Source organism: Flavobacterium sp. KMS, assembly GCF_000813005.1.
Classification (GTDB): domain Bacteria; phylum Bacteroidota; class Bacteroidia; order Flavobacteriales; family Flavobacteriaceae; genus Flavobacterium.
The window spans coordinates 40,238-66,676 of the sequence record NZ_JSYP01000003.1; the positions used below are offsets into that span (position 1 = coordinate 40,238).

Annotated in this window: 30 protein-coding genes; 7 read left to right on the forward strand and 23 right to left on the reverse strand. The window is 28.5% G+C overall.

All coding sequences use genetic code 11. From position 1 onward, the window contains the following. Both OA93_RS04565 and OA93_RS04570 read left to right on the forward strand, forming a co-directional pair. Entirely contained in the window at positions 1-621 is a 621-nt protein-coding gene (locus OA93_RS04565; RefSeq protein WP_039111963.1) for a hypothetical protein, read from the forward strand. Between the two features lie 52 nt (positions 622-673). Then, positions 674-907 carry a hypothetical protein gene (locus tag OA93_RS04570; RefSeq protein WP_039111964.1) on the forward strand — a complete coding sequence of 78 codons (234 nt, stop codon included), beginning with the start codon at positions 674-676 and terminating at the stop codon, positions 905-907. A 178-nt stretch (positions 908-1,085) separates the two neighbouring features. Here OA93_RS04570 and OA93_RS04575 read toward each other — a convergent pair whose 3' ends face one another. The 13 genes from OA93_RS04575 to OA93_RS04635 all read right to left on the reverse strand — a co-directional run bounded on the left by OA93_RS04575 (position 1,086) and on the right by OA93_RS04635 (position 11,383). Next, positions 1,086-1,709, reverse strand: a complete 624-nt coding sequence (locus OA93_RS04575) for a recombinase family protein (protein WP_039111965.1) — start codon at positions 1,707-1,709, stop codon at positions 1,086-1,088. 484 nt (positions 1,710-2,193) lie between these two features. Next, positions 2,194-2,988 carry an HNH endonuclease gene (locus OA93_RS24025; protein WP_052259376.1) on the reverse strand — a complete coding sequence of 265 codons (795 nt, stop codon included), beginning with the start codon at positions 2,986-2,988 and terminating at the stop codon, positions 2,194-2,196. A 50-nt stretch (positions 2,989-3,038) separates the two neighbouring features. Beyond that, positions 3,039-3,338, reverse strand: coding sequence for a hypothetical protein (locus OA93_RS04585; protein ID WP_039111966.1), 300 nt, complete (start codon positions 3,336-3,338; stop codon positions 3,039-3,041). Next, on the reverse strand, positions 3,331-3,960 hold the full coding sequence (locus OA93_RS04590; RefSeq protein ID WP_039111967.1) for a nucleotidyltransferase domain-containing protein: 630 nt from the start codon (positions 3,958-3,960) through the stop codon (positions 3,331-3,333). Before OA93_RS04590 ends, OA93_RS04585 begins: the two co-directional genes overlap by 8 nt. Beyond that, positions 3,960-4,766, reverse strand: coding sequence for a pentapeptide repeat-containing protein (locus OA93_RS04595; RefSeq protein WP_039111968.1), 807 nt, complete (start codon positions 4,764-4,766; stop codon positions 3,960-3,962). The genes OA93_RS04590 and OA93_RS04595 overlap by 1 nt, the downstream gene beginning before the upstream one ends. A gap of 162 nt (positions 4,767-4,928) precedes the next feature. Further along, positions 4,929-5,507, reverse strand: a complete 579-nt coding sequence (locus tag OA93_RS04600; RefSeq protein ID WP_039111969.1) for a hypothetical protein — start codon at positions 5,505-5,507, stop codon at positions 4,929-4,931. Between the two features lie 70 nt (positions 5,508-5,577). Further along, on the reverse strand, positions 5,578-5,814 hold the full coding sequence (locus OA93_RS04605; RefSeq protein ID WP_131474453.1) for a hypothetical protein: 237 nt from the start codon (positions 5,812-5,814) through the stop codon (positions 5,578-5,580). Positions 5,815-6,040: 226 nt separating this feature from the next. After that, positions 6,041-6,361: a hypothetical protein gene (locus OA93_RS04610; protein ID WP_039111971.1), complete on the reverse strand. Its 321-nt coding sequence runs from the start codon at positions 6,359-6,361 to the stop codon at positions 6,041-6,043. 19 nt (positions 6,362-6,380) lie between these two features. Further along, entirely contained in the window at positions 6,381-6,809 is a 429-nt protein-coding gene (locus tag OA93_RS04615; protein WP_039111972.1) for a hypothetical protein, read from the reverse strand. Between the two features lie 66 nt (positions 6,810-6,875). After that, positions 6,876-8,594, reverse strand: coding sequence for a hypothetical protein (locus tag OA93_RS04620; RefSeq protein ID WP_039111973.1), 1,719 nt, complete (start codon positions 8,592-8,594; stop codon positions 6,876-6,878). Positions 8,595-8,596: 2 nt separating this feature from the next. Continuing rightward, positions 8,597-9,688, reverse strand: coding sequence for a hypothetical protein (locus tag OA93_RS04625; protein WP_039111974.1), 1,092 nt, complete (start codon positions 9,686-9,688; stop codon positions 8,597-8,599). Between the two features lie 156 nt (positions 9,689-9,844). After that, positions 9,845-10,858 (reverse strand): PD-(D/E)XK nuclease family protein, encoded by a 1,014-nt coding sequence (locus OA93_RS04630; RefSeq protein WP_039111975.1) that lies wholly within the window; start codon positions 10,856-10,858, stop codon positions 9,845-9,847. A gap of 288 nt (positions 10,859-11,146) precedes the next feature. Continuing rightward, a complete protein-coding gene (locus OA93_RS04635) occupies positions 11,147-11,383 on the reverse strand; it encodes a helix-turn-helix transcriptional regulator (protein WP_039111976.1) in 237 nt (78 codons plus the stop codon). Positions 11,384-11,538: 155 nt separating this feature from the next. On the opposite strand from OA93_RS04635, the gene OA93_RS04640 reads away from it, so the two are divergent. The 3 genes from OA93_RS04640 (at position 11,539) to OA93_RS04650 (ending at position 13,383) form a co-directional block, all read left to right on the forward strand. Beyond that, positions 11,539-12,105: a hypothetical protein gene (locus tag OA93_RS04640; RefSeq protein ID WP_039111977.1), complete on the forward strand. Its 567-nt coding sequence runs from the start codon at positions 11,539-11,541 to the stop codon at positions 12,103-12,105. Positions 12,106-12,194: 89 nt separating this feature from the next. Continuing rightward, complete coding sequence (locus OA93_RS04645) at positions 12,195-12,596, forward strand: hypothetical protein (RefSeq protein WP_039111978.1); 402 nt, start codon at positions 12,195-12,197, stop codon at positions 12,594-12,596. 106 nt (positions 12,597-12,702) lie between these two features. Next, on the forward strand, positions 12,703-13,383 hold the full coding sequence (locus OA93_RS04650; RefSeq protein ID WP_039111979.1) for a hypothetical protein: 681 nt from the start codon (positions 12,703-12,705) through the stop codon (positions 13,381-13,383). A 308-nt stretch (positions 13,384-13,691) separates the two neighbouring features. Here OA93_RS04650 and OA93_RS04655 read toward each other — a convergent pair whose 3' ends face one another. The 5 genes from OA93_RS04655 to OA93_RS04680 form a co-directional block, all read right to left on the reverse strand. Next, positions 13,692-14,663 carry a hypothetical protein gene (locus OA93_RS04655; protein WP_039111980.1) on the reverse strand — a complete coding sequence of 324 codons (972 nt, stop codon included), beginning with the start codon at positions 14,661-14,663 and terminating at the stop codon, positions 13,692-13,694. 134 nt (positions 14,664-14,797) lie between these two features. After that, on the reverse strand, positions 14,798-15,253 hold the full coding sequence (locus OA93_RS04660; protein WP_039111981.1) for a hypothetical protein: 456 nt from the start codon (positions 15,251-15,253) through the stop codon (positions 14,798-14,800). A 206-nt stretch (positions 15,254-15,459) separates the two neighbouring features. Then, positions 15,460-15,675 (reverse strand): hypothetical protein, encoded by a 216-nt coding sequence (locus OA93_RS04665; protein WP_039111982.1) that lies wholly within the window; start codon positions 15,673-15,675, stop codon positions 15,460-15,462. A gap of 561 nt (positions 15,676-16,236) precedes the next feature. Next, the gene (locus OA93_RS04675) at positions 16,237-16,521 is read right to left on the reverse strand and encodes a hypothetical protein (protein WP_131474455.1); all 285 of its coding nucleotides are present in this window, start codon (positions 16,519-16,521) and stop codon (positions 16,237-16,239) included. Positions 16,522-16,660: 139 nt separating this feature from the next. Next, positions 16,661-18,262 carry a site-specific integrase gene (locus OA93_RS04680; protein ID WP_039111985.1) on the reverse strand — a complete coding sequence of 534 codons (1,602 nt, stop codon included), beginning with the start codon at positions 18,260-18,262 and terminating at the stop codon, positions 16,661-16,663. 165 nt (positions 18,263-18,427) lie between these two features. On the opposite strand from OA93_RS04680, the gene ettA reads away from it, so the two are divergent. After that, positions 18,428-20,122, forward strand: coding sequence for an energy-dependent translational throttle protein EttA (ettA, locus tag OA93_RS04685; RefSeq protein WP_039111986.1), 1,695 nt, complete (start codon positions 18,428-18,430; stop codon positions 20,120-20,122). A 448-nt stretch (positions 20,123-20,570) separates the two neighbouring features. On the opposite strand, the gene OA93_RS04690 is transcribed toward ettA, so the two are convergent. From OA93_RS04690 to OA93_RS04700, 3 genes are all read right to left on the reverse strand, one after another. Continuing rightward, positions 20,571-21,023 (reverse strand): thiol-disulfide oxidoreductase DCC family protein, encoded by a 453-nt coding sequence (locus OA93_RS04690; protein WP_052259377.1) that lies wholly within the window; start codon positions 21,021-21,023, stop codon positions 20,571-20,573. A 10-nt stretch (positions 21,024-21,033) separates the two neighbouring features. After that, a complete protein-coding gene (locus tag OA93_RS04695) occupies positions 21,034-21,339 on the reverse strand; it encodes a GIY-YIG nuclease family protein (RefSeq protein WP_039111987.1) in 306 nt (101 codons plus the stop codon). Between the two features lie 359 nt (positions 21,340-21,698). Then, positions 21,699-23,864 carry a DNA mismatch repair protein MutS gene (locus OA93_RS04700; RefSeq protein WP_039111988.1) on the reverse strand — a complete coding sequence of 722 codons (2,166 nt, stop codon included), beginning with the start codon at positions 23,862-23,864 and terminating at the stop codon, positions 21,699-21,701. A 111-nt stretch (positions 23,865-23,975) separates the two neighbouring features. Between OA93_RS04700 and OA93_RS04705 the strand changes: the two genes are divergently transcribed. After that, positions 23,976-24,647: a uracil-DNA glycosylase gene (locus tag OA93_RS04705; protein ID WP_039111989.1), complete on the forward strand. Its 672-nt coding sequence runs from the start codon at positions 23,976-23,978 to the stop codon at positions 24,645-24,647. A gap of 162 nt (positions 24,648-24,809) precedes the next feature. Here OA93_RS04705 and OA93_RS04710 read toward each other — a convergent pair whose 3' ends face one another. After that, entirely contained in the window at positions 24,810-25,193 is a 384-nt protein-coding gene (locus OA93_RS04710) for a DUF4258 domain-containing protein (RefSeq protein WP_039111990.1), read from the reverse strand. Between the two features lie 36 nt (positions 25,194-25,229). Next, a complete protein-coding gene (locus OA93_RS04715; RefSeq protein ID WP_039111991.1) occupies positions 25,230-26,429 on the reverse strand; it encodes an alanine dehydrogenase in 1,200 nt (399 codons plus the stop codon). Between the last annotated feature and the right edge of the window lie 10 nt (positions 26,430-26,439).

Here is a 26,439-nt window from a genome sequence, read left to right on the forward strand (position 1 = left end):
ATGAGTAAAATTAATGCATCAAAATTTTTATTTTCATTTGATTACAAGGAAAGAGATTTGAAATTTATTTTAAATTCGGTGTATAAATGTTATTTGAAAATAATGATATCGAATATTTTAGTCAATAATAATGAAAATGATATTAGAGATATATTTATTTCTGATGAATATCTAGATAATTACGCATTAAAAAAAGAACTCGACATTGTTGAATTTAAATTTGATAAAGAAATTCAAACAGAAACGGGTAGGGTTGATATTAGAGTGCTTAATATGGTAAAAACAATGAAGGGAGATTTCAATCCTTATTATTTTATTGAGTGCAAGAGAATTAAAGGAGATAAAACCTATAACGATTATTATATTGATAATGGTATAAGTAGATTTATTGACGAAAAATACCATACTTATCAAGAAGCGAATGCTATGATGGGTTTTGTAGTAAAACAAATTGATGTTAAAACAAATTCAAGCTACTTTAGTGATTTGTCATATCACAATTTTATTGATGATTATGAGTATACCTATGTGTCAAGTCATCTGACAAAATCAAATAAAAAAATAACATTATATCATCTAATGTTAGACTTTTCAAGCAAAATAAACGGTTCTAAAAATTGAAGTTAAAGTAGCTTTTTCAAAAAAAAGTTTTATTTTCACTAAAAATAATTTTATGGCAAGAAGATTCAGAAAAGTAGGAATAACTACAAAAGGTTATTGGGATAGAATAAATTCCGAAGGATTTGGCGATCAATTTCCTGATTCTAAATTTAAAATCAAAAAGAGAAGTATGTTTCCAGAATTGTCTCAAGGAGATGTGTGGGTGGAAGAGAGTCTGTTTGAAGATTTCTTAAAAATTAAGAAGGAAATGACAGAAGTTAACGGTGGCAGATGGATAATTTGGTAATATATCTATTAATTCATACAAAAAAAGAGTGCTATTTTTAAGCACTCTTTCTTTGTATGAATTTTTCAATCTAATTTAATCTATTAAAAAAAAACGAATTCAAAGTTTCCAAGATATCCCAAGTTCGTATGCTTGAAGCTACAATCAGTTGCTATATTTTGTTTGAAAGTTCTTTTTTTTATTCAGATATTAGTTTTTTAATTTTTTGAATAGTTCCGCTACTTTTATCGGTTAGTTTCATTGTCTTTCTGACTGAATATCCCTGTTTTAATAGTTTTGCAACATCTTTATGTTCGGTTAGTAATGTTTCATTGTCTTTTTTGAAACCAATCTTTCTTCCAACTACACCGCCATTTTTTCTATAACTTTCATACCCTGATTTTATTCTTTGGCGAATTTGAGTTTTTTCCATTTCACTAATTGAAGTTAAGATTTGAATTAAAAATTGAGACATTGGATTAATTTCGCATTTATCGTTCAAGGTTTCAATGTTGTGGTTTTTAATGTAAAGAGAAATGCAATTTTCATTCAGCAACTGAATTGTTTTAAGAACCTCAATTGTATTTCTTCCTATACGAGATAATTCCCAGCATAGAACTTTATCAATTTTGTTTGATTTGACAAAGTTTATCATTTCCATTAATTGTGGTCTTTCTTCATTTATCTTTCCGCCGGAAATTTTTTCTTCAAAAATATTCACGACCTCGTAATGATTCTTTTTTGAGAACTCAATTAATTCTTCTGTCTGTCTTTTGAAATCCTGACTATTTGTTGAAACTCTTGAATATATAACCACTTTCATAGTGTATCATTTTAATATTTTATATTTCAAAGATACGGAAAGACCACTGTATCACCTAGCTTTTATTAATTAAAATGATACACTTTCTAGTTTGATACATTTTCTAGTAAAGGAGTAGGGGATTATTTGATTTTTTTATGGTGGTTGTTTTTAATACAACACGAGGATTCAATTTGTCTTTGACTTTCAATTAAAAATAAACTGAGGATTGGTTATAGTTTAATTTTGATACGGCTAAAATTGAACGTGTTTGAGATTTAATCTTCCGAAAGTTTTTTCAATTCTTTTAAAGCTTAATTAATGTAAACAAACTCATGCTGAGGAAACAGATGAGAGTAATCAGTATCCAAATACATTTTAAAATTGATATAATAAAAATAGAAGACATTCATTTTTAGTTTATAATGACAATCGAGGAATTCAATAAAATTAAGAATTTAGTTTAAAATTTTTCATCGCCACCGATTAAACTAATCCAGCATTCTTAGGTGTTGGCATTTCTATGTTCAGTTAAATATTCTTTGTTAGGCCAATGTTTTTCATTTTTCGGAAGTTTTATTTTTTGATTGTGAAATGCAGAAGATAGAAGATTGTCATAATTACTAGTAGCTTTATGTTTCATATTACTTTTGAAAATTATTGAATAATCATTGTTAATTTTAAGTAAACCATTATCGAATAAGCAATGATGATTTGCGCACAATAATATCCCATTTCTAACATCTAAACGTTGACTTTCCGAAGCTTTTGACCAAGGAATTATATGGGCAGCTTGCAAAGCAAAACTAAAACTAAAATCACAAAAAGCACATCGAGAATTGTAAGCTTTTAATAATGCTTTTCTAAAAATTATTTGAGCTGTTCCTCTGACTTTAATTTTGCCATACGTCTCTTTAGATTTTTCAGGCTCATTTAATAATTGATTTACAATTTCCTCTTCTGTGGTTCCTGTAAAGGCATAGCTAAAAGGATTATCTAAATTATTCCAATTGTAATTATAAACTTTTTCAAAACCTTCTTCAATATTATCAACATCCCAAGCCTTGAATCCTGTACCTGGAATTCCATTTTTGTCTCCAACCAAAATAGTTATTGGTGGCAACTGATTATTTAAGCAATAATCTTGAATTTTATCAAGAACGAATCTAACTGCACGATGATGAACTCCAATATCTTTTCCAAAATTTTTATATGTTATAAAAGTTTTTTCTACTGAAACTCTTATGAGAATTTGCCAACCTAATGCAGATCTTTCAAATTGATTAATTTCTTTATTCATAAAGTGTTTTTTTACCAATTTATTACTGATTTGCCTAACGTTGGTAGCTGTTATAGCCAGTTTGTTATATTATTTTTTAAATGATTTATTAATTCACTAACATTTTTACTTAACAACTTGTATTCTCCTGTAATTTGCTCTTGGCTTTTATTTGCAAGAAAGAACAATTTTGAAGCGATTAAGTTGATAATTTTTGAAATTTCTGAATCATCTGAAATTGAATTTTCTTTCTTCCACCTTTCGATCGATTTTAGTGACAAACCAACTAAAGGAAAAGAAAGTTTTTTTTCTTGATTAATGATGTTAATGACTTCTCTTTGGGCTGTTATTCTATTTAAAAATTCATTCATTAGTTTTTTTTAGTAAATCGTTAAACCAGTTTTCAATTTGAGGAAGTTCTTGCATTATTTTATTTAATGTTACATCTGAAGTCACTTTTCCCACTCCTCTTGTAGCTAATATTCTAGCTTTTTTTAAACTCTCATAGACTTCATTGTCAGTATTAAGTGAATATCTTCCAATTTTGATAGCTGAATCTCTTGAAAAAATATATTTATTCAAGTACCCAAGTGCAAAACATGAGGCAAAATTTCTTATAGCTAAAAAAATCATTGACAAATCAAAATCGATTGAATGTTTATTTGTAATAATTGATTCTTTGGAATCTTTATATAATTGATAAAACTTTAGCAAATCATTCTTAGAATTTACATATTTATTTGGTTTGGGAAGTGTTTGAATGAATGGCGTTTTATCAGGAGAAAAAATGCATTTTGATTCAAGAAAAAGATGCCAAGCGAATGGATTTCCTTCGTCCCATAATTCTATCAATCTTTTATATGTATAAATAGAAAAGTCATCTTTATTGATATTTGATATTTCTTCACCGATATCTTTAAGAATCAATAAATCAACGTCTGAGAAATTATCAATTTCACCTCTTGTTATAGAACCAAAAGCATAAATTTCCATTATCTTCTATTAAATCGTTTTATAATAATTGATGTAAATAAGGCAAAACCGATGAATCTAAACATTGTGATTAATGTTAAATACCAATCTGAATATACATCTGGTTTTTTTATTCCCATAAAGTATGACGGTATGCTTTTGAAAGAAGTCCAATAATCAATTAAAGAGTTCGGGTCTTTAAAATATATTGTATCAATTAATGAAGCAATTAACCATAAATAAAATCCTGTTCTACATAGTTTTAATGGACTTTCACCATTGCCCCAAACAAAATCTTGAATTTTAAAATAAAGCCATCTAAAGAACATTACTATTCTATTCCAACCTCTGTATTTTGTTCTGTAATAAGTTGATTTTGAATTCCACGCTTCATGTAAATGTTCTTTACTAGCTTCCAATTCAATTTTAATTGCTTTATTTACAGACTCAGCATCACCAATACTTTGATAATTTATCCTTAACGTTCTTGCGAATTTTAATTTTAAATTATTATGACTAGGACAATTATTGTCTAAAATTTCTGAACCAATATATGTCTTTTCAAAAATTGCATAATCAAAATTACTTCCGATAAAAGTACTCCCTTGAAAATTGCAATTATTAAATTTACATCCATTAAAATCACAAGAATTGAACTGAATATTTCTAAAATAGCAATTTTCAAAATAAGTATGACTAAAATTTACTTTTCTGAAAACTTGGTTTTTAGCTCCAGTTCTTACAAAATATTTATTATGATAATTTGAATTTTCGAGATCATTGTCAAATATTATGTCTTCTATTTTTTCTCTTCCACTTTTTATCATTGATTCTTATTTCTTTAAAATTGGCTATAACGTTCCCGTGTCTTGCGTATTTTGCAACTTAGTATGAGTAGTATTTTCGATTAAACGAAAATACATTAAAAAGTGTAATACCACTAAATTGCAAATTGCACAAGACATCTGTAAACTAGTGCTTACAATGTTTTAAATGGTATGTGATTTTATACGATTAGTTATTCTTATTATATCATTTTGTAATTCAATAATTCGTAACCTTAATTCATTGTCATCAAATCCTAAATTTAAAGATGAATTAAGATTCTGAATTAGTTCATTTGCGTGATTATATTTTTTTGCAAAATAATCAGCGTGAAATTCATTTTCAAGTTGAATTTGGGAGTTGACAACATTTAAATTATTTAAACTAACACCTCTTGACAAAGCTTGTAATGGAGTTAGTTTTATTCCATATTCATTTACAATATGTCCAATTTCATGCAATACAACAGATGTAAGATTTGCATTATACCTTGAGCATAATTCCTCATTTATAATTATTAAATGAATATGATTATCATTATGAAGAAAGGATTGTGTTATACCAAAACTTTTATCTATTGCAGGTGAAATTCTTCCAGAATAATTTTGCATTGCATCCTTAAGATTAATAATAAAAATTTGGTCTGATATAGTAGGTGCATTTTCTTCAAAATCAATATTATTCACAATATTGATTGAGGCACGTAGATTTTCAGATATTGTTGTATCAATTAGATATTGCATTGATATGTCTTTTCATATTTATATTTTAGTGTTTCAATTCTTAAAACAGTTGTTTTGAGTCCTTTTTGTGCTAATAATTAATTCCTTTTTCTTGAAAATAATTTTTGATTGCATCACAAGTCTCATAATCTTCACGTTCGATAGCTATTTGATAAACAGCTTTTAAGTGTTCAATTGGTGGATTTATTTTTTTTAAAGCATCTATTCTGTCTTCTTTATTCGGAATACTTCTGCAAATTGCAGAAATTGTAGTTGCTAAAGCAATATATATTTGATTTAAGCTATTTGATAATTCTTCATTCTCCATTTTGGACATTTTAAGTGTTTTTATGATTGTTAAAATTTAATTATATTTTATTGAATTCTTCTATTATTTTGCATTACAACTACCATTCTTATACATAGTGCGTTTGTAAATAAATTAACCCTTTATTCGGATTTGCCACATCTCAAATTAAAATTAACTTTCTATTAAACCTATTCTATAAATCCCTTGAACCTTTGAAGTAGCTTTTACAAACAGTTACTATCTTTTAAATAGTCAATTTAGATATTAAATCTGATAAATAATTTATTTCCTGAAATCGATTTTCATCATCAATTTTAATTGGGAAATTATCAATAAACGCTTTATCCTCAATTTTTATGTAAGGAAGTAAATAAGCTAGTTCAACTAAAGCTCTATCAGTTATAAGTTCATTTTCACCAGCCTCCATTTTAGCTTTATTTACCGTTGCTCTTAGTGGATACCATTTTCCTTTATAAAAAAATGCTCTTACAGCATTTCCCTTATTGAATTCCAATAGACCTTGGTTACAAATCTCCATTGCTGAATTTAAATTAGCGATTGTCATATTTATAAATTGTATTAAATTAAAATAGCTTATCACTAAATTCGACTACGACAATAATAAACCCAGAAATAAATGCTCCAAGAAATGTTACAACTTGCCAAATAAAGTAAGAATATGTTTTTTTTCCTAATTCCTTTGCCTGTGTGCGATCTTTCTCAATTCCATTTCTTTGATCTGTTTCTCTTTTGCGAGCAATTTGCGCTGTAAGTTTAAAATCATCAAGCCTATTTAGCATTACAATAAACCCAAGAATAATTGAGATTATAATAAGCATGAAACATACGCATATGAAGAATTTTTGTATATTGTTTAAACATCCACAAGTTTCTAAGAATTTAACATAAAATCCTAGTAATGCAACGCTTAATAATATTATTAAGTTATTGGCAAAACCTAACTGCGTAATTCTAATATTTTGCCATCTAATGTAACTTTCGTTTTCATTCATTTTAAAACTTAAATTATTGTAAATACTAAACTAACTCCTAGTAGTATTAGGCTATCGTTTTTTTTGTTATTCAATTAAAAATAGTGTCTCTTGCAAATATTCTTTTTGCTTATCATTTAAAGTATTTAATAAAGATCTTTCATTTGTTAAATTGGTTAAAATTAAGTTAGCCTCATCATTCATTATTTCTTTATTATATTCAGATGCAGTTTTTGCATTTTTCTCAGATTCTGCAAAAGAAAAGATTAGTTGATTGTTACTTGGCTTGTTTTTGTATATAAATTCAAGTATTAATTTTCGGTTGTCTTCATCGATATCTTCTTTGAAAACTGCATCCATCATAAATGGGAATATGTGAACATACTCTGTTTTTTCAATTAATTTATTAAAAGCAAAATAATAGGCAAGTAAAGTCTTTAATAATTCAACTCCTTGTTTTGGAAATATCTTCATCTGATACAATAATAAGTATAACTCATTATCAAAAGATTTCACATTTAACTCATTAAGAAAATCTTTGAAATATCCCTTAAAAATATAATCTTTATTATTACGCTCTTTTCTTAATTCATCATCTGTTTTAAAGGCTTCTAACTCTTTATTTTTCTTATTTAACTCTATTGTAGTTTCTCCTATTTGAGACAAAATATTATTTGATAATTGAATTTTAGTTTTGTTATCTAACCAGGAAGTGAATGTTAAATCAGCGATTTTGTATTCATGCAGGATTGAATAGTCCGTTGAAACAATTTCTTTTTTTGCCGACATAGCAGTTTCTAAACTATTAATTGCCCCTTTTATTTCTTTAATTTCGTTTTTCAGCTTAGCAATTTCTGATTCTGTATTATTGAAGTCTTGATAATATTTATAAATATCTTCTATGGAACTTGGCAAATTTTGACGACAAGTTGGACAATCATTTTCTACTGGATTCTCTGTTTTTAGAGCTTTTTTAACTACTTTAAGAATTTTTAATCTTTCTTCAATAAATGTTAACTTATTACATTTTGTTAAATACTCTTTCTCTATTTGTATAAGCTCATCTTTGTTTTTCTTGTAGGATTCTATATATTCAACAGACTTAGCAACAAACGATTCATCTTTTAATTTTGAAAGTTTAAAATCATCATCATATTTCTCCGTATCTGTTAAAAATTTTATTCTAGCTTCAAAATTTTTCTTATCTTTTTCTAATTCTTGTTTTTTTAACCTATCAAATTCGTTCGTTATTCCAAGATAATAATCATAATAGTCCACTTTAAAATTTCTAAAAAAATCCAAACCTCTGAAAGATTTCAAAGCCAAAACCCATCCGTAATCTTGTGAGACATAGTATGGCAAAAACATTGCCTCTAACGAGGCTAATTTATATTCTCCGGATGATTCTAAATTTAAATTAAAACCAATTAATTTACTTAAATACTCTTTAAGTAAAATATGTTCCCTTGAATTATTTGCTCCAATACCAGAATATTTAATTAATGGAAGATTTTCTCTTTTTATATATATGAATTCGTTATCTCTAATAATAGTTAAATTTTCGTCATTACCTTTCTTTAAAACAAAGTCAAGTCTAAAAATCACTCCTTCATCTAAAATTTCAAATAATTTGTGTTTTTCATCATTAATACCAAATGTGTATTGTATAGCCTGTATTACAGTGCTTTTTCCCGACGTGTTTTTTCCGTGAATTATGTTTATACCTTCATCAAATTCTGTGAAGAAACTTGTGTTATTTTTTTCACAATAGATAAAGAAGTTTTTATAGATTAATTGAGTTCTCATCTTTATTTTTCTTTAATATATAATACTTCAAAAAGTGAAGCAAATAAGATTGCTTTAATTTGTAATTCATTAAAATTTGTAGTGCAAGTACTTTGAAATATATCAAATAATTCAATTACATTTTCTTCTTCTGAATAAGTTGTAACATTTCCAATTTGCTCTTTGGTGAATTGCAATATTTTTTGATGTTCAGCTTCTTGAATACTTTTAAATAAATCAAATGCACTATCAAAAGCTAATTCAAAAATTTCCTTTTCAATTGGTTTGATTCGTAATTTTAAAGAAATTTCAGTTTTTCTTAAATGCCAATAATCAAAACATTTTGATTTAGTTGTTAAAACTTTTAATGCATTTTCTATTTTATCACTTTCAACTCTTTTTGTTTTATCTAACAACTGGACTTCATTTCCGTGATTATATATTCCCTCAATTTTTCTAAAAAGACTAATAAGTGAATCTATTGCTGCTCTTTTGTCAAAAATTTTATTTCCAAAAACCTCACTAATTTTACCTTCTAATTGATTTTCTTGTTCTTTTGCAGTTGTCGTAAAAGGTATCCATAAAAAATTCAATTTATCTAATTGATCGTGAAGATTAGTTTCTGTGATGCTTGCTTTAAAATGCTCTTGGATATCAGTATGTAAATTTCCAAATTGTATGTTTGGATTATCATTTTTTATAGAAATACTAATATCAGGTTTGTTGGCTTTTTTTGGATATTTTTTCTTTATTTCAATAGTTTGATTAGTTGAAAAATAGAGAATATGTTTGTATTGCTCAGATTTCGAAATTTTGTCTAAAATTAACTTTTTGCCTGTTTTTAAAAGTTTGTTTAAAATTTCAAATAACTCAGGATTTGCTCGCCAAATACTGGGCGATTTCTTCTTAGATTGATATGCTTCAATTAAATCAACTTCTTCTTTTTCATTTAGAAAACAAAACAAAAAATCATCATGATGTTCAAGACAAATAAAATAGTTTTTATCTTGAAACTTATTAATATAATTATCTAAAAGTAAATAAATAGCAGTATTTCTCTGTAATGCAAATCCATTATGAGCGTCTGGTCCTGAATTTATTGTTTTATCTATCATTTTTCAATTTTTCTCTTTTAAATTTTAGCCCGATGTTCCACAAACTACAGCGGGTTTGGTGTAAGTTGAAATTTATCTTTCGATTTTTATAAAACTTCTAAAAACAAAAAAAACAGTTCTCGTCAAGCCAATTTTCCAAATCATCATTGAGAAGTGTTAGGTGACGTTAATTGACCAATTAAATTGTGGTGTTTGCTTTATAATATCCGCAAATTTTTCAAACGCATTTTTAAACCATTCGCTTATTTCAAAATCAGCTTCTTCATTATTTAAATAAATTGATATATCTTTTTTAAGTTCAATAGATATTCCATTACTTTTAATTTCAATATTAAAACCTCCTAAATTTAGTTTTGAATATTCTGTAAATTCAGAGAATTTTTTGTTTGATTTATCTATCCAAATTCCAACATAAATATTAGGAGTTTGTAATTGAAAACCATACTTCAATTCTGACCATCCTGTTTCTGAAATTATTTCTTTATAATAATAAATTAGGCGATTATGATTTAAAATTTGCGAGATGGTTCTTCCGTCACTAATCTTAGACGACGTTTTAAATGTATGCTCAAAAGTTGGCTTAACTCGATCTAAATATCCATTCATTACATTTATAATATTTTGGAGATTATCTAAAGTCATAAAGTCTTTTGCGTTGAAAGTTAGTTCTTGTGCCATATTATGTGTTTTTAAAAAGTTCAGAAATTCATTTACAAGTTTGTTAGACTGAAATTTTTTTAAAAATTTTGCTATTTGAAACCATCTGAATTGCTGAAAACTGTGATTTGAAAATTCTTTTTTTTCAAAATATTTTGTGCAATAGAACAGGCTAGTGGTATAGCCGTCATTATTGAATATATCAAGAACTTTACAGTAACGTTCGATTTGTCTGTTACCTTCTTTAGAATTCACTTTGTTTTCTATAAAGCATAAATGTGTTTCACTTTGTAAAACCATATCTACGATACAATTAGTATCGTTTTCAAGTTCATATTTGACTTGAGTTTTTAATTGAAAATCTGATTTAGGTAGTTTTAAGAAATCTTCTATAAATGAAATCTTTATTTCCTCTTCTAAATTTAATAAACCTGTGAAGACTTCTGTTGTAAAATCTTCTAATGGTGTTTTATAACTATTTCGAATATATAATTTCAGTAATTGGTTTAGCAAAATATTGATTTTAAAAGTAGGCTAAATATCCGCTATAAAATTTTGCACACCTAACCCAATTAAAGTTTTTATACGAATGCCTGTAGCGTTTTTAATTTATCAAATATAATAGGAAAACATTTAATAAATCGGGTGTAATAAAAATAAAATAATATTTCACAAAAATACCGCAACTACAAAGACATATAGAAACAATGAAAATCAATTTAATATAAGAAGAGCTAGAGGGAGAAAAACGGATTTTATAAAGATAATAGGATCTAATTTTCAGCAAAGTTATTCAAACATTCAAATTTCATTTTCAAATCCAAACATTAAAGATGTTTCAATTCCTAAGCCAATTGCCAAGGATTTAATGGTGCATATAGTTGGATTTATTACACCTCGCTCAATTCTAGTAATTTGAGGCAATGAAACTTCTGCCAAGTTGGCAAGTTCCTCTTGGGACATACCTTTTTCTTCTCGCATCTTTTTTAGATGTTTTCCGAATCTTATTAGATAATCTTTATCCTTGGTATAGATCAAAGTTTTACAAATTATGATTAATAATGTAAAAATCCTTTAATTATTGGCTAGCTATCTAATCATACATGATTAGTTGTTCATGTTTTTTATATATTTGCCTATGTAATTGTTACAAACTAGCAAAAGGCTTTAAAATCTTAAACCAAATTATTATTATGAAAATTGATCTATCCACAACAAGAACTATTACTTTATTACTATTTATGAGCAGTATTGGATACGCTCAAGTGTCAGCTTTACCTAACGCTCCACAACATGAAGCTAGTAATCAAGCCTATCAACGAGAACTGTCCGAAGAATACACTGAATCTAAATTTCAAGGAGAAGAAGAAATTGAGCTTACAGAATCAAGTAGCAGTCTTGGTATGATAAAGACTGAAAATGGGTGGGAAGCCATCAATAATAAGAATAAAGTAACAACTGTAAACAACAATAAAACAATTATTAATAGAAAACAATTTATTGGCAATTACACCGTGAAAATGAATATAGACGGTATGAATTCAACTTTTTATGCGGATGTGAGTATAGTAAAAGGGAAGTTGAAATTTGTTGTGAATGAGGGTGGTTCAATAAACTCTTATTATGAAGAGACATCAATTAAAGAGATTCAAAAGAACATTCAATATGACTTTAACGCTAATGATTTAGACAGCGGAAGTAGTCGTACATATCATTTCAAGAAAAAAGGCAATCGTTTTGAACTAAAATTTAATTACTAGGGTAAAAAATCTATTTAGTGATTCCATTTGAAAAAATAGGACTGTAATCTTAAAACTAAAGAGTAAAAAACTATTATAAATTTTTAGATATGAAACCACACAATAGACTATTATTAGTAATACTAATGCTAATATCTATTTGTTTATATATCAGCTTAAATCCTCTTAAATCAGGCTTAATTGGGATTTTTGATAAAAACACGAAACACGAAATTAATCGAGAAATATTTGCTGACAGTTACGCTGTAAAAATGAACATTGATGGTTCAAATCCTATTTTTTATGTTAACGTAAGAGCGATAGGCGGAAAATTATACTTTACTGTAAACGAGGGAGGAGCAACGGACTTCGATTATGACGAAACATCAGCAAAGGAGATTATAAAAAATATAGAATATCGCTTTGAGGCTATTGATACTGATAGCGGAAATAATCGCATATACTGTTTCAAGAAAAAGGGGAATCGTTTTGAACTGGCATTTAATTATTAGAATAAAATCCTAGTTTATTAATTGAAAATTGGAGTTCAGAAACCAAAACAAAAACGGGGTGTAATCGAAAAACCTAAAGAGTAGAAAACAATTAATTTTTTAAAATATGAAAATAATAAAAATTTTATCGGCTGTAACGTTTAGCGTTCTTCTATTTTCTTGCGGAGGAAAAGGCACTGATAAAGAAGAGAAAAGCACAGACAAAAAAAATGAAGATATTATTGCAGATTGTAATTGTTCTGAACTTACTGAAGCTGATGGTGAACTTAAAGGTGTGACAAAAAAAGGGAGCAAAGAGTTATATACAGGTGTTTGTATAATAAAGGATCAATATGACACAATAACTAATAAAAATACATTTAAAAATGGCTGGCTGGTGAACGAAATAGTGAAAGAAAAAATAGGCAATGAATACATAATCACTAAAGATATTGATTATGAAAATGGAGAACCAGACACTTATAAATATGTGAAAACTGAGGAAAACAATAGTGCTAAGTTGACCTTTGTTAAAAATTACAAAGAAAACAAAAACAAGAAAGCAATCTTAGATTATAATATCACAATATTCTCTGGAGAAAAATTCAGCTTAGCAGTAAGTACACATTACAGAGATGGCGAAGAGTTTTCACATAAAAATGCTTCTCCACAGCCTGTTTGTATGCTAAATTCTTATGAAACTATTGATGGTGGTTGGAGATTGGATAATCTTTCTCAAGATAGACTTTATGAAGTTTTAGATGATTTAAAAAAAGAAATTCCACATTTTAATTACTGGAAAAACTAAAAGATAAAATTATCAATAAAAAAAGCGGGAAGATTTTCTCGCTTTTTTTATGAATTACAATTTTATAAAACTAAAAAATCTAATAATAATAAGTAAAAAATTACAGGTAATTTTATGTCATTCTATTTGATTGAAAAAAAATCAAACTGAATAGTATTGTAAAAATGAAAGCGATTTGATATTAGTCAAATCGCTTTTTTTATTGTTTGGGTTGAATAGAGCGTTTTTGGGAGGTTATTTTGCAAAACTTATAACTATGCTTTATGATGGAATTTGGCTTTATTAGGGAGCGAATTTTGAATTGCGTATTATAAAAAAGAAATCTCAAAATCTATATTTTCGTATTTGCTTTTGCAATAATCAAGTATTTCATAAACTTCTCGATCTCTCACTAATAAACAATCGTGTATAGGCAAAGCAAAATCAGTAGGTATATTTTCTAGTAAATCATCAATCCATATTTTACTTTCTTCTCTTTGTAAATAAGATGAAGCATCTTTATAATTTTTGGTTTTTAGATTTGTAATAAACTTTGATGCAACAGGAAACAAAATGTGAATTTTATAATTTGGAACATATCCATTTGAATTTAGGAAATACATAAACAAGTTTTTCGCTTGTTGTCTGTCATTAAGTTCTAAATTCTGAACCAAATAATTATAAAAATCTAACTGAAATGCTTCTTCGTATCTTTTGTCAATTATTCCCTTGTCTTTCATAATGTTTAATAGAAGTTTAGGTTGGGAACATTTAGCATCAATAATAGCATAACCTTTCTTTTTTAAGTCTTCTTTATAAATCGGTATTACGGGATGATGCACTCGTCTTCCAAAAGTATCTCTTGAAATTTTTCCTTCATAACCAAGTTCAGCCATTGAGTTTTCAATTATAGAGTACCATCTGTATTTTCTTTTGTTGTCAAAGTCTATTTCTTCAATGACACCTTTTGAAATATCAATTAGGAATTTATATTTAATACAAACTCCTCTTGATACGTTGTAATATCTCTTTTCTATGCTTTCAAACAATAATTCTGGGTGTTGTTCAATTCGGCTATATGGCTTAATAATCTTTGCTTCTTGTAAAGCATTTAGGGTTCTTTTGTAGCGTTTATTTATCTTTTCCAAGTAAGTAGATGGAACGGGGAAATATTTGTGCTTATTTTGTCTTTTAGACATTAAAGTCAATGCAGTATAAATTTTATAACCGTTTTTCTGTGCGGTTTTATTTCCAATTTTTGAAATACAATTAATGACTTCTCGAGGTAGAATAACTTTCATATAATAAATTCTTTTTTATTATATATAAAAGTGATCTCGTTTTGTTTCCACTTATTTATTAGAAACTCACTATTATTTAGGTAAGTATACCAATTTTACAACGAAGGTGTAGTATATACTTGAATTACAAAGAACTATTTAAGATTAAGATCTTTATATAGAATATCAATTACTTTTTTAACTTCAACTGCCATACCTATATAAGGATTAATATTGTCAAAATCCTGCTTCTGAAAATTGCAAAAGAAATTAATCTTGGTAACCAAATCCATTGTTGATTTTCTACTTTCCTCATTTAGATATATATTGTTGCGTACAAGAGCATTATTTAATAGACTAAGAGTTTCAACTGACCCTTTTGCATCGGAACTTCTTTCAAGAAATGGATTATTATAAATATTCGGTTCTAATTCAAATCTATAATCAATAAGTATCTTATGTAACTCATTAAATGCTCGAGTTTTGTTTTGATATAGAATCTCTATACGTTTTGAGCGATTTGAAAGCTTATGAGTTACGACACCTACTATTATTCCACTAATAATTGGTGAAATTATAGCAAGCCATTTAAAAATTTCTAGATTGTTCATTGGTTTGGTTTTAACAAATCTAATAATAAAGACTTACATAAACAGCAAGGCTCTTTATTAATCAAATACAAGTAATCATGGAACAAAAAACAATTAATAAAGAAACTGAATCGTACATAAAAAGGGGCTTATTTGACTGATGGGGAGTTATTCAGAGCTTATTAACTAATACAAGAACTTGTAGAATTTATAACTGAAAAAGAAATTTATTCCCTACGTACAAAAACTAAATTTTTATAGTAAAAAGTGTCGTAATCGTATTCTTGTTTTATAGCATTCCAATATTGAACCTTAACAGCAGGGTTATCTTCAGTAGCATCTCTATATTGAATATGCTTATACTTAACATCGAGTACAACCATTTCTCCTGAATTTGGAGTAGCTTTGAATACAACAACATCGCCTTTTAAAATATCAACCATAGTAATTTAAATTTAGAATTACTAAAGTACAAATTTTTAAAATACGCCCGCAAAAAACTAAAAACTCAAAAAATCTAGTGTGGATATACTTAAATTTTAAATGAGCAAGTCAATCTATAAATATAGAGTATATATAATATCATCTTATTGTTGCTCGCTTTTTAAACTTCCCGAAACTCCAATATAAGTAAAATCAATAAAAAGAATGGTTTATACCATTCTTTTTATTTCAATTTAATCGTTCAATTTTTATTTTTAACATATCGATTTGAACTAAGCACCTCAACTTTTCTTTCTTTTTAATATCATTTTCAGACTGCAACTTTTCTTTGTTTATTGCAATCTGACTGTTCAGCTTTTTAATTTTGTCATAGTTAATCATCTATCTTTTCTAATTTTTCTATTAGAATTATCTCCATTAAGTTAAAGAGAGTATGTTCATTATAAAGATGTAAGTTTTTATACTTGACAACTTCATTATCTTGTTTTTTCAACTGTCTTTGAATTTTAGATTTTGAAACATTGAGAATTTGTCGCATAGTTTCAATATCATAATACTTCTTATTTTCTTTTATTAAGAATACTATCATTTGTTTTCATCTTATATTTTTTCGCTAATGAATTATATTCTTTAATCAAAGCATCAATAGTTTCATCATCATTTTCTGGGGTTTCTTCTTCGTCTTGAACCTCATCATTTTTTTCATCGCCATAATCCATTATTTCATCATATTCATCGCTGATATCTTTACTATAATTTGTTTCTTCTTCTGGAAGCTCTTGAATTTCTTTGTCGTATTTCTCAACAATAAATTTGATAAAACTGGTGTGTAATCTTTTTTTCATTTTCTGCATTTATTTTTTTGAGTTGATTTGGTTCAACCTTAAATTATATATAAAACAGAAAATCCATTCTTTTTGAAAGAATGGATTTTTTATAGTTAGAAAGTTTTATTACTAAAACCGCCAATTTTGTTTATACAGGTTATGACTGATAATTATATTTAATAACATTTTGAATTACTAATCCAGCTTCATCACTGGCATCTCTATCAACACCTCTTTTGATATAATTCTGCGTAGTTTTTAACTCGGTGTGAGCAAGTGCGTTGCTAATTTTATAAACATCAACATTTTCTTTAAGAAGAATAGAAACAAAAGTATTTCTAGCAACGTGGGAACTTAATTTAATAACATATTTCCATCTGTCCTTTGTTTTGATTGGAATAAGATTATTATATATTTCTGTTATTTTATAGAGACTTAAATTATAAGCATTTCTAATCACTCTATATTTTTGAAATTGCTCATATGTTAAAACATCACCTTTCTTGTAATCTTTAAAAAAATGAACAGATTTTTTATGCAACTGATTTAAAAACACAAATTCATTATCATCTTGCTTATTAATAATTTCCTGCATATATTCTAAAAAAATATTATTAATATCTTCGATCGTTTCGATCCTTAAATCAATGATTTGTTTTATATTAGAATCTCCTGTTTTAATAGTATAACCTTTGTATCCTTCATGTATAGAACTGTTAGAAGGAAAACCGATTTGAGGACAGCTTTCAATTATTTTTTCTTCTAATTGTTGTACAGTAAATTGACCTTGTCCTAAAATACTTCTTTCTGAAACTTTTATGGTTTCTATCATTTCGTTGTATTTGCCAATCTCGCCTAATATTTCAGCAAGTATCAACATTATTTTTAGACCTATGGCAATCTTTAAATGAGTATTTGTCTTCATCATTTTATAAGATAGTCTTCCATTTTTAAAATCACCATATCTAATAAAAACAACATCTGAACATCGCATTCCATTACCCAAAATTTGAAAATAGAATATATTTCGTGCGATTCTCAATTTATCATCTAATTCTAATTCCATTAATGCTTGAACTTGATTTATTGTTAATGGATTTTTTTCTATTTTATCGCCTGATTCATTTTTAATTAATGCAAAAGGATTTCTAGGAAAAACAAAATATCCGGTATTATAAGCATCGTGATAAACTGATTTAATAACTTTGAAATAGTTTCTTACTCCATTTTCGGTAAGTTTTTTTGGGTCTGAAACAGACAAACAATAATTTTTAAACATTACAAAAAACTCTGGTGTTAATTCATCAAAATATAAATCATCTTTGCCCAGTTTAGTAAGGTATTTTTTTAATTTTCTCAATACATTTAATACTGAATATCTGTGTCCTTCTGTCTTTTTGAGAGCCATTCTTGACTCAAAATATTCAATAAATGAAAGTCTATCGTTTATTATTTTTTCAGTTTTTAATATTTTGGAAGTAGAAGTAACAAGTTTGTCTTTTTGTTTTGGTTTCGCAATAGGAATATCATTTATAAACTTATAAACTCCATCTTTGATTTGGGTGTTTACATTATTATAATCAAATTCTTGATTAGGTTCAAAAAGTTGAAACTTACTATTAAAGTATTTTTGAAAATGTAGAACTTTAACTTTGATTCCTAAACTCTTTTTTTTCTTCCCACCATCAAAAGATTGTATGCTAATTATTCCAAAATCATCATTTGAATTCTTTTTATTTAAAACTATCTTTGTTGCCATATCTTAAAACTTTTATCGGGTATAAACATACAACTATTATATTGGTATATTTGTAAAAGTGGGAATAAAAAGTGGGAATTTTTAGTGCATAAAGCAGGATAATTGCAGAATAAATAATTCATAAAATATTAAAAATCAATTAATTAACAAAAATATAAAAATTATATGTCAGACGATAAGAAAGTAATTTTCTCGATGTCAAAATTGAGTAAAACCTACTCAAGTAGCGACAAACAAGTATTAAAAAATATTTATTTGAGCTTTTTTTACGGAGCTAAAATTGGTATTCTGGGTTTAAATGGTTCTGGTAAATCTTCACTTTTGAAGATTATTGCTGGAGTTGACAAAAATTACCAAGGAGATGTAGTTTTTGCTCCAGGATATACAGTTGGTTATTTAGAGCAAGAACCACAATTAGACGATGAAAAAACAGTTATCGAAATTGTACGAGAAGGAGTTGCCGAAACTATGGCAGTTCTGGAAGAGTACAATAAAATCAACGACTTATTTGGTCTTCCAGAAAACTACGAAGATCCAGATAAAATGGATAAGTTGATGGATCGTCAAGCTGCTTTACAAGATAAAATAGATGCATTAGGAGCTTGGGAAATCGATACCAAACTAGAAATTGCAATGGATGCATTACGTACTCCAGACGGAGATACGCCAATTAAAAATCTTTCAGGAGGAGAGCGTCGTCGTGTTGCATTATGTCGTTTGTTGTTACAACAGCCTGATGTATTGTTACTTGATGAGCCTACCAACCACTTAGATGCTGAGTCTGTTCTTTGGTTAGAGCAACATTTAGCACAATATGCAGGAACTGTAATTGCTGTAACGCACGATAGATATTTCCTTGATAATGTTGCAGGTTGGATTTTAGAGCTTGATAGAGGAGAAGGTATTCCTTGGAAAGGAAATTATTCTTCTTGGTTAGATCAAAAATCAAGCAGAATGGCACTTGAAGAAAAAGTAGCTTCAAAACGTCGTAAAAACTTAGAGCGTGAGCTTGACTGGGTTCGTCAGGGAGCCAAAGGTCGTCAGACAAAACAAAAAGCGCGTTTACAGAATTACGATAAATTATTAAACGAAGATCAAAAACAACTAGATGAAAATCTAGAAATCTATATCCCGAACGGTCCACGTTTAGGAACAAATGTTATCGAAGCTAAAAATGTAGCTAAAGCTTTTGGAGATAAATTATTGTATGATAATTTAAACTTTACTTTACCACAAGCAGGAATTGTTGGGATTATCGGGCCAAACGGTGCTGGTAAATCGACTATTTTCAGAATGATTATGGGAGAGCAAGAGCCAGATAGCGGTGAATTTTCTATCGGTGAAACTGTAAAAATTGCTTATGTAGATCAAGCGCACTCTAATATTGATCCTAATAAATCTATCTGGGAAAATTTCTGCGATGGTCAGGAATTAATCATGATGGGCGGACGTCAAGTAAACTCTCGTGCTTACTTAAGCCGTTTCAATTTTGGAGGAAGTGATCAAAACAAAAAAGTTTCAACATTATCCGGTGGTGAGCGTAACCGTTTGCACCTTGCAATGACATTAAAAGAAGAAGGAAACGTACTTTTATTAGATGAACCTACCAATGATTTAGATATAAATACACTTCGTGCACTTGAAGAAGGTTTGGAGAATTTTGCTGGTTGTGCCGTAGTTATCTCTCACGACAGATGGTTCTTAGACAGAATTTGTACACACATCTTAGCTTTTGAAGGAAACTCAGAAGTTTACTATTTCGAAGGAGGATTCTCAGAATACGAAGAAAACAAAAAGAAACGTTTAGGTGGAGATTTAACTCCAAAACGTTTGAAATACAGAAAATTAATAAGAAGCTAATATTCTTATCAATCACAAAAAGGCCTCAAATTAAATTATTTGAGGCTTTTTTTATATAGTAAATTTTGATGTTTTTTAGGAGCTAATTCCTGCTGTCTGCTGTATCTTTTTATTTTTAAAGAAAAAATAAAAAGGATGCCGCGACCATCAGGGCTAGAGATTTAGTTTTCAGTTTCAAGTTTCAGTTTCAAGTTTCAGTTTCAAGTTTCAGTTTCAAGTTTCAGTCACAATTCTCAGATTATAATTCTCAGATTATAATTTCTCCTTCATTCAAAATTATAAAACTGTGGCGAATCTAATTTTAGCGCAAAATAAAATCTCCCAAATCTGCTAAATCTGCGTGAGTAAAAAAATGAATTTTCAGAATTTCTCCTTGATTTGAAAAAGACAAGATTAGATTAAACTAAAATTTGCTCAAATCTGTAAAATCTGCGTAAAAAAATAGGTCTTACAAAAACTTAGCTTTTAATTCAGGAGTAGTAATCATGCAGCTTTCTTTTTTTCCATACCACTTGTATCTGTTCTTAGCAATATAATTATATAGAGGGTCTCTCAAAAAAACAGGAATTATTTTAAAAACAGAAAACCAACTCCATAAAACTCCAAGATTTTCGGCTATGGCAATCGCTGCTCCCGATTTGTAATAATAAGCAACTCCAGGTTCATAAAATATAATACTATCAACTTTGGTAATATCAACTCCTATATGTTTACAAATTTCTTTTCCTATTTCAGACTGCAAAGCGGCAAAACGAAAAACATCTTTTTTATCATGCTTAATAATAAACTGCACCGCCGAATCGCATAAATTACAAACTCCATCAAAGAGAATTATTTTTTTGTTCCCAGCATTCTTTGCGAGGAACGAAGTAATCTCACTTTGTTTATTTATTTCTAGCATACAAATTTTTTTATTCTGTCATTATATTCTTAATTTCTTCAAACAAATCTTTCCAAGTTGGATTTATAGAACGAATTAAATCATTTTTAGCTTGTCTCGAACCCGCTTTTATTTGTTTTTCTCTACCTATGGCATCTCCAATCCACTGAAATTGCTCATAATAAACTAATATATCCAAATTATAACGCGCAGAAAAAGAGTTTGGATATCTTTTTTCTTTATGTTCAAGAATTCTTTGCGGAAGATTAGAAGTTACACCAACATACACAACCGTTTGATATTTATTTGTGATAATGTAAATAAAACCTGGTTTCATATTTTTTTATTTATAACGTCATTGCGAGGAACGAAGCAATCACATCCAGTTTTTACTATTCTGGTAATTTACAAACCAAACACATTAGTGAGATTGCTTCGTTCCTCGCAATGACACAGATTGCGATTTTTTCACAATTGAAAAGTAATTTTTTTGTTATTAGTTTTATCTATTAAGCGTCTATATTGTATAATTTTTACGAATCAAAAACAGCTTTCATAAATAACTTTTAAGTGGTCTTTTAAAATCTTCCAACTCATTAAGTGTCTTTCTGAAGATGATTGTTTAAATCGCTTTATTTTGGTTTTTGATAAAATTTCAGCTTTTTAATACTGAAAACTGCGACAGAAAACTAAAAACTATTTTTTAGCTGCTTCTACAAATTCCAATTCATCCAAATTTACTTTCGAAGTAAAAATGCCATAATTTACTGTAGCTTTATTTTTTTCGATAGAGTCAATACTTCCTACAGACCTTCCGTCAATCATGCGTACGCGATCACCAACTTTTAAAGTTACTTTAGGTTTTTCGACAACTGCTTTTAATTTTTTTTCTTTTTTCTCTTTTCGAATTTCTTCAACCTGAACAGTTACTTCGGCAATAACTTCTTTTTTCTTTTCAACTATTGCTTTTGCTTCTTTCGGAGTTGCTTTTTTGCGTTTGGAATTTTCAATTTCAATAATCTTCAAAAATTCTCCTATCAGTTCTTTTTTATTTTTATTATTGAAATATTTCTCAGAGATGTCTTCAATTTTTTGCCCAATATAAATCGTCTTCTGGTTACTATCATATAATTCCTGATAGCTTTCTAGTTTTTGTTTTATCTTGACATTTATATTTTCCATTTTGTTACTTTCGGCACGCGCTCTAGTTTCTTCTTCTTTTAAGTTCAAAGAAGTTTTTTCTAGTTTCGAGCGTTCTTTCTGAAGTGTTGCAATGGTTTTGTCAAAACGAACTTTTCCGATTTCGATTTTCTTTTTCGCACGATTAATCAAACCATACGGAATTCCATTTTTCAATGCAACTTCAAATGTAAACGAACTTCCGGCTTGACCAAGAACTAATTTGTACATTGGCTCTAAAGATTGTTCATCAAAAAGCATATTGGCATTTGTTGCAAAAGGCAATTCGTTTGCCAAAATCTTAAGATTAGAATAATGTGTCGTTATAATTCCGAAAGCTTCCCGATGGTAAAATTCTTCTAAGAAAATTTCAGCCAAAGCTCCACCTAATTCAGGATCAGAACCAGTTCCAAATTCATCAATCAAAAACATGGTTTTCTTGTTACATTTCTTCAAGAAATAATTCATGTTTTTTAATCTATAACTATATGTACTTAAATGATTTTCAATAGATTGATTATCACCAATATCAGTTAAGATTCTATCAAACAAGAAAGTTTCACTACGCTCGTGCACAGGAATCAACATTCCTGATTGTAGCATTAATTGTAGTAATCCTACGGTTTTCAGCGAGATTGTTTTACCTCCGGCATTTGGTCCAGAGATTACAATAATTCTGTTATCTTGTTTTAATTCAATAGTTTGCGGATGCGTAATTTCATTCTTCTGTTTGTTATTCAAATACAAAATAGGATGAAAAGCATCTCTAAAATACAAACGACGTTCCTCTGTAATTGTTGGTAAAATACCATTTATCTTATTGGCATATTTTGCTTTGGCAGCAACAACATCTATATCACTTAAAAAAGCTTGATAATCAACAAGCAAAGACAAATACGGACGAATAGCATTTGATAATTGTTTTAAAATGCGAGTAATTTCTTCTTTTTCCTCATATTCTAAATTGCTAAGTTCTCTAGAGTATTTAAGAGTAGTTTCTGGTTCTATATAAGCAATACTTCCGGTTTTAGAACTTCCTAAAATAGAACCTTTTACCTTACGACGATACATTGCCAAAACTGCAAGAACACGACGGTTTTGCACAAAACTTTCTTTAATATCGTCCAGATAACCTAAACTATTGTATTGTGTTAAAGCTACACCAAAACTTTGGTTTACTTTACCACGAACCAAATTCATATCACGTCGAATGTTAGCTAATTCTGGAGAAGCATTATCTTTAATTTCTCCATATTTATCTACAACAACATCTATTTGCGAAATAATTTCTTTTGTAAATTCTACTTGCGAAGCTCTCGCATTTAAATTTGGATAATAATCATCAAATTTTTTAAAGTAATTCAATAAGAAATTAACTGTAGATGATAAGGTTGCAATTTTTCTAAAACTGCCAACTTCCAGAAAACTATCTTCGATTGCCAGAAATTTAATTTCGTAAGTAATCGCATCAAAACCATGATTTGGAATTGCATTGTTATTTTGGAAAGACGAAATATACTCCGATGTTTGCATCAATGCCTGCATCAAAGTTTCTTTATCTCTAAAAGGTCTTATTTCTAAAGCTTTTTGTTTGCCTATATCGGTATTACAAATGTCCGAAATAGTTTCGAGCACTGTAGGGAATTGTAAATCTTGTAATGTTTTATCAGTAATAGATATCATATTATATCGTAAGTTGTAAAGCTTCAAAGTTACAAAGTTTTGAAACTAAATAGTAGTATTAATTGGTTCTTTGCAAAAAACTTTGCGTAATTTGTAGTAAAATTTATTGAAATGAAAATTAACCTCAATCCAGATTGGCAAGCAGTATTATCAGATGAAATAGGAAAACCTTATTTTAATGATTTGCTATTATCTCTTGAAGATGAATATAAAAACCAAGTTTGTTATCCTCCAACTGATTTAATTTTTTCGGCATTCAATCATTGTTCATTTCAAGATGTAAAAGTAGTTATCATTGGGCAAGATCCTTATCATGGAGTAGGAGAAGCTAATGGTTTAAGTTTTTCGGTAAATGATAATGTAAAAATCCCTCCTTCTCTCCGTAATATTTTCAGAGAATTAAATACCGATTTCGATTCGGTTTTTATGCCGACTTCGGGTAATTTAGAATCTTGGGCAAAACAAGGTGTTTTACTTTTAAATGCTTCATTAACTGTTCGAAAAGATACACCTAATAGCCACAAACATTTAAAATGGAATTTATTTACCGATGCAGTAATCAAGACAATATCTGATCAAAAAGAAGATGTTGTATTTTTATTGTGGGGTGCTTTTGCTCAAAAGAAAGGTCTTAAAATAGACCGCACCAAACATTTGATTCTAGAATCTGGTCATCCATCGCCTATGAGTGCCAATCAAGGAAAATGGTTTGGAAACAAGCATTTTACTAAAACAAATGATTTTTTAAAATCGAAGAAAATCGGAGAAATTAAATGGCTCTAATTTGATGCCACTTCAACATAAAAAAAAAAGTAAACACGAATTTCTCTAATTAATGGCCATTAATTTTAATGATTAACTTAGTTTGTGACTCGAGACTGAAAGTCGAACAGACGAAGTAAATTCGTGTTCAGTTTTTTTTAAATATCTGTATATACGATAGTTCTAATTTGCTGGTTTCTTTTCTATAGATTCTAAAACAGCTTTCCCTGGATAATTAATTACTTTAAGTATTACTTCTTCATTTTTCAAGGTTTTACCTTCTATAACGTATAATTTACCTTTTTTATATTCTACATTACTTTTATCAAAATCAACATCACCAAATTGTAATGTGTTTTTTATATCCAAAGTATCAATCCATTTTTCTGTCAAAATTTTAGAAGCTTCTTCAGAATAATGAAATGGTTTATTTCTTAAATCATTTAAAACTCTTGCATTCGGAAAATAATTACAACGTGTATCTTTCCCACTAAATACAAGGGCTACAAAGAAACATCCCATAACTAAACCAACTAAATAATATGCAAAACGATGTACAAACTTCATGAATTCTATTTTTGGCAAAGGTACGCTAAAGTTGCCTTAAAATACAAGTAAATTAATGTCATTATCAGGTAAATCAAACCATTCGCCTATAGCTTTATTGGTTAAAATTCCGTGATACATATAAATTCCATTTTTTAATCCTTTATTGCATCTTATAGCGCTTTCAAGTCCGCCATCTTCAGCAATTTGCAATAAATAAGGAGTAATTATGTTACTGATTGATAGTGAGGCAGTTTTAGAATATCGAGATGGGATATTTGGAACGCAATAATGCAAAACATTGCTTTTAATGAAAGTTGGTTTTTCATGTGTTGTCACTTCCGAGGTTTCAAAACAACCTCCTGTATCAATACTTACATCTACAATTACAGCACCTTTTTTCATGTGCTCTACCATAGTTTCGGTTACTATAATTGGACAACGTTCTTTACCTCGCATAGCACCAATAGCCACATCACAACGTCTTAACGCTTTTAATAACGCTTTTGGTTGTATTGTCGAAGTAAATACACGCTGATTAAGATTGTTTTGTAAGCGACGTAATTTGGTAATCGAATTATCAAAAACTTTTACAGTTGCTCCTAGGCCAATTGCTGTTTTAGCAGCAAATTCACCAACAGTTCCTGCGCCTAAAATTACAACATCGGTAGGAGGGACTCCTGTAATATTACCAAATAGTAATCCTTTTCCAAACTCATTTGTAATCATTAATTCGGCAGCAATAAGTATTGATGCTGTTCCAGCAATTTCGCTTAATGATTTTACAGCTGGATAAGTTCCGTCTTCATCTTTTATATACTCAAATGCTAATGCGGTAATTCTTTTTTGAGCCAAAGCTTCAAAATAGGTCTTTTTCCTAGTTTTTAGTTGAATCGCAGATATTAAAATTGTTTCTGGATTCATTAATTTAATCTCTGCAACTGTTGGGGGTTCAACTTTTAACAACATAGGGCAACCAAAAACTCGTTTGGTATCCTTTGTAACTTCTGCACCAGCATCACTATATTCTTTGTCGGTATAACTAGAACTTTCTCCTGCGCCAGATTCTATCATAACCCTGTGTCCTTGGTAGGTGAGAGAGTTTACGGCATCTGGTGTTAAGCAAATACGACGTTCCTGATAACTAGTTTCCTTAGGAATTCCAATGAAAAGTTCTCTTTTGTATCTGCCTATTTCAAGTTTTTCTTCTTGTGGCAACAAATCTTGTTTCGTAAATGGAGTTATCGTTATTGACATTGTTTATGCA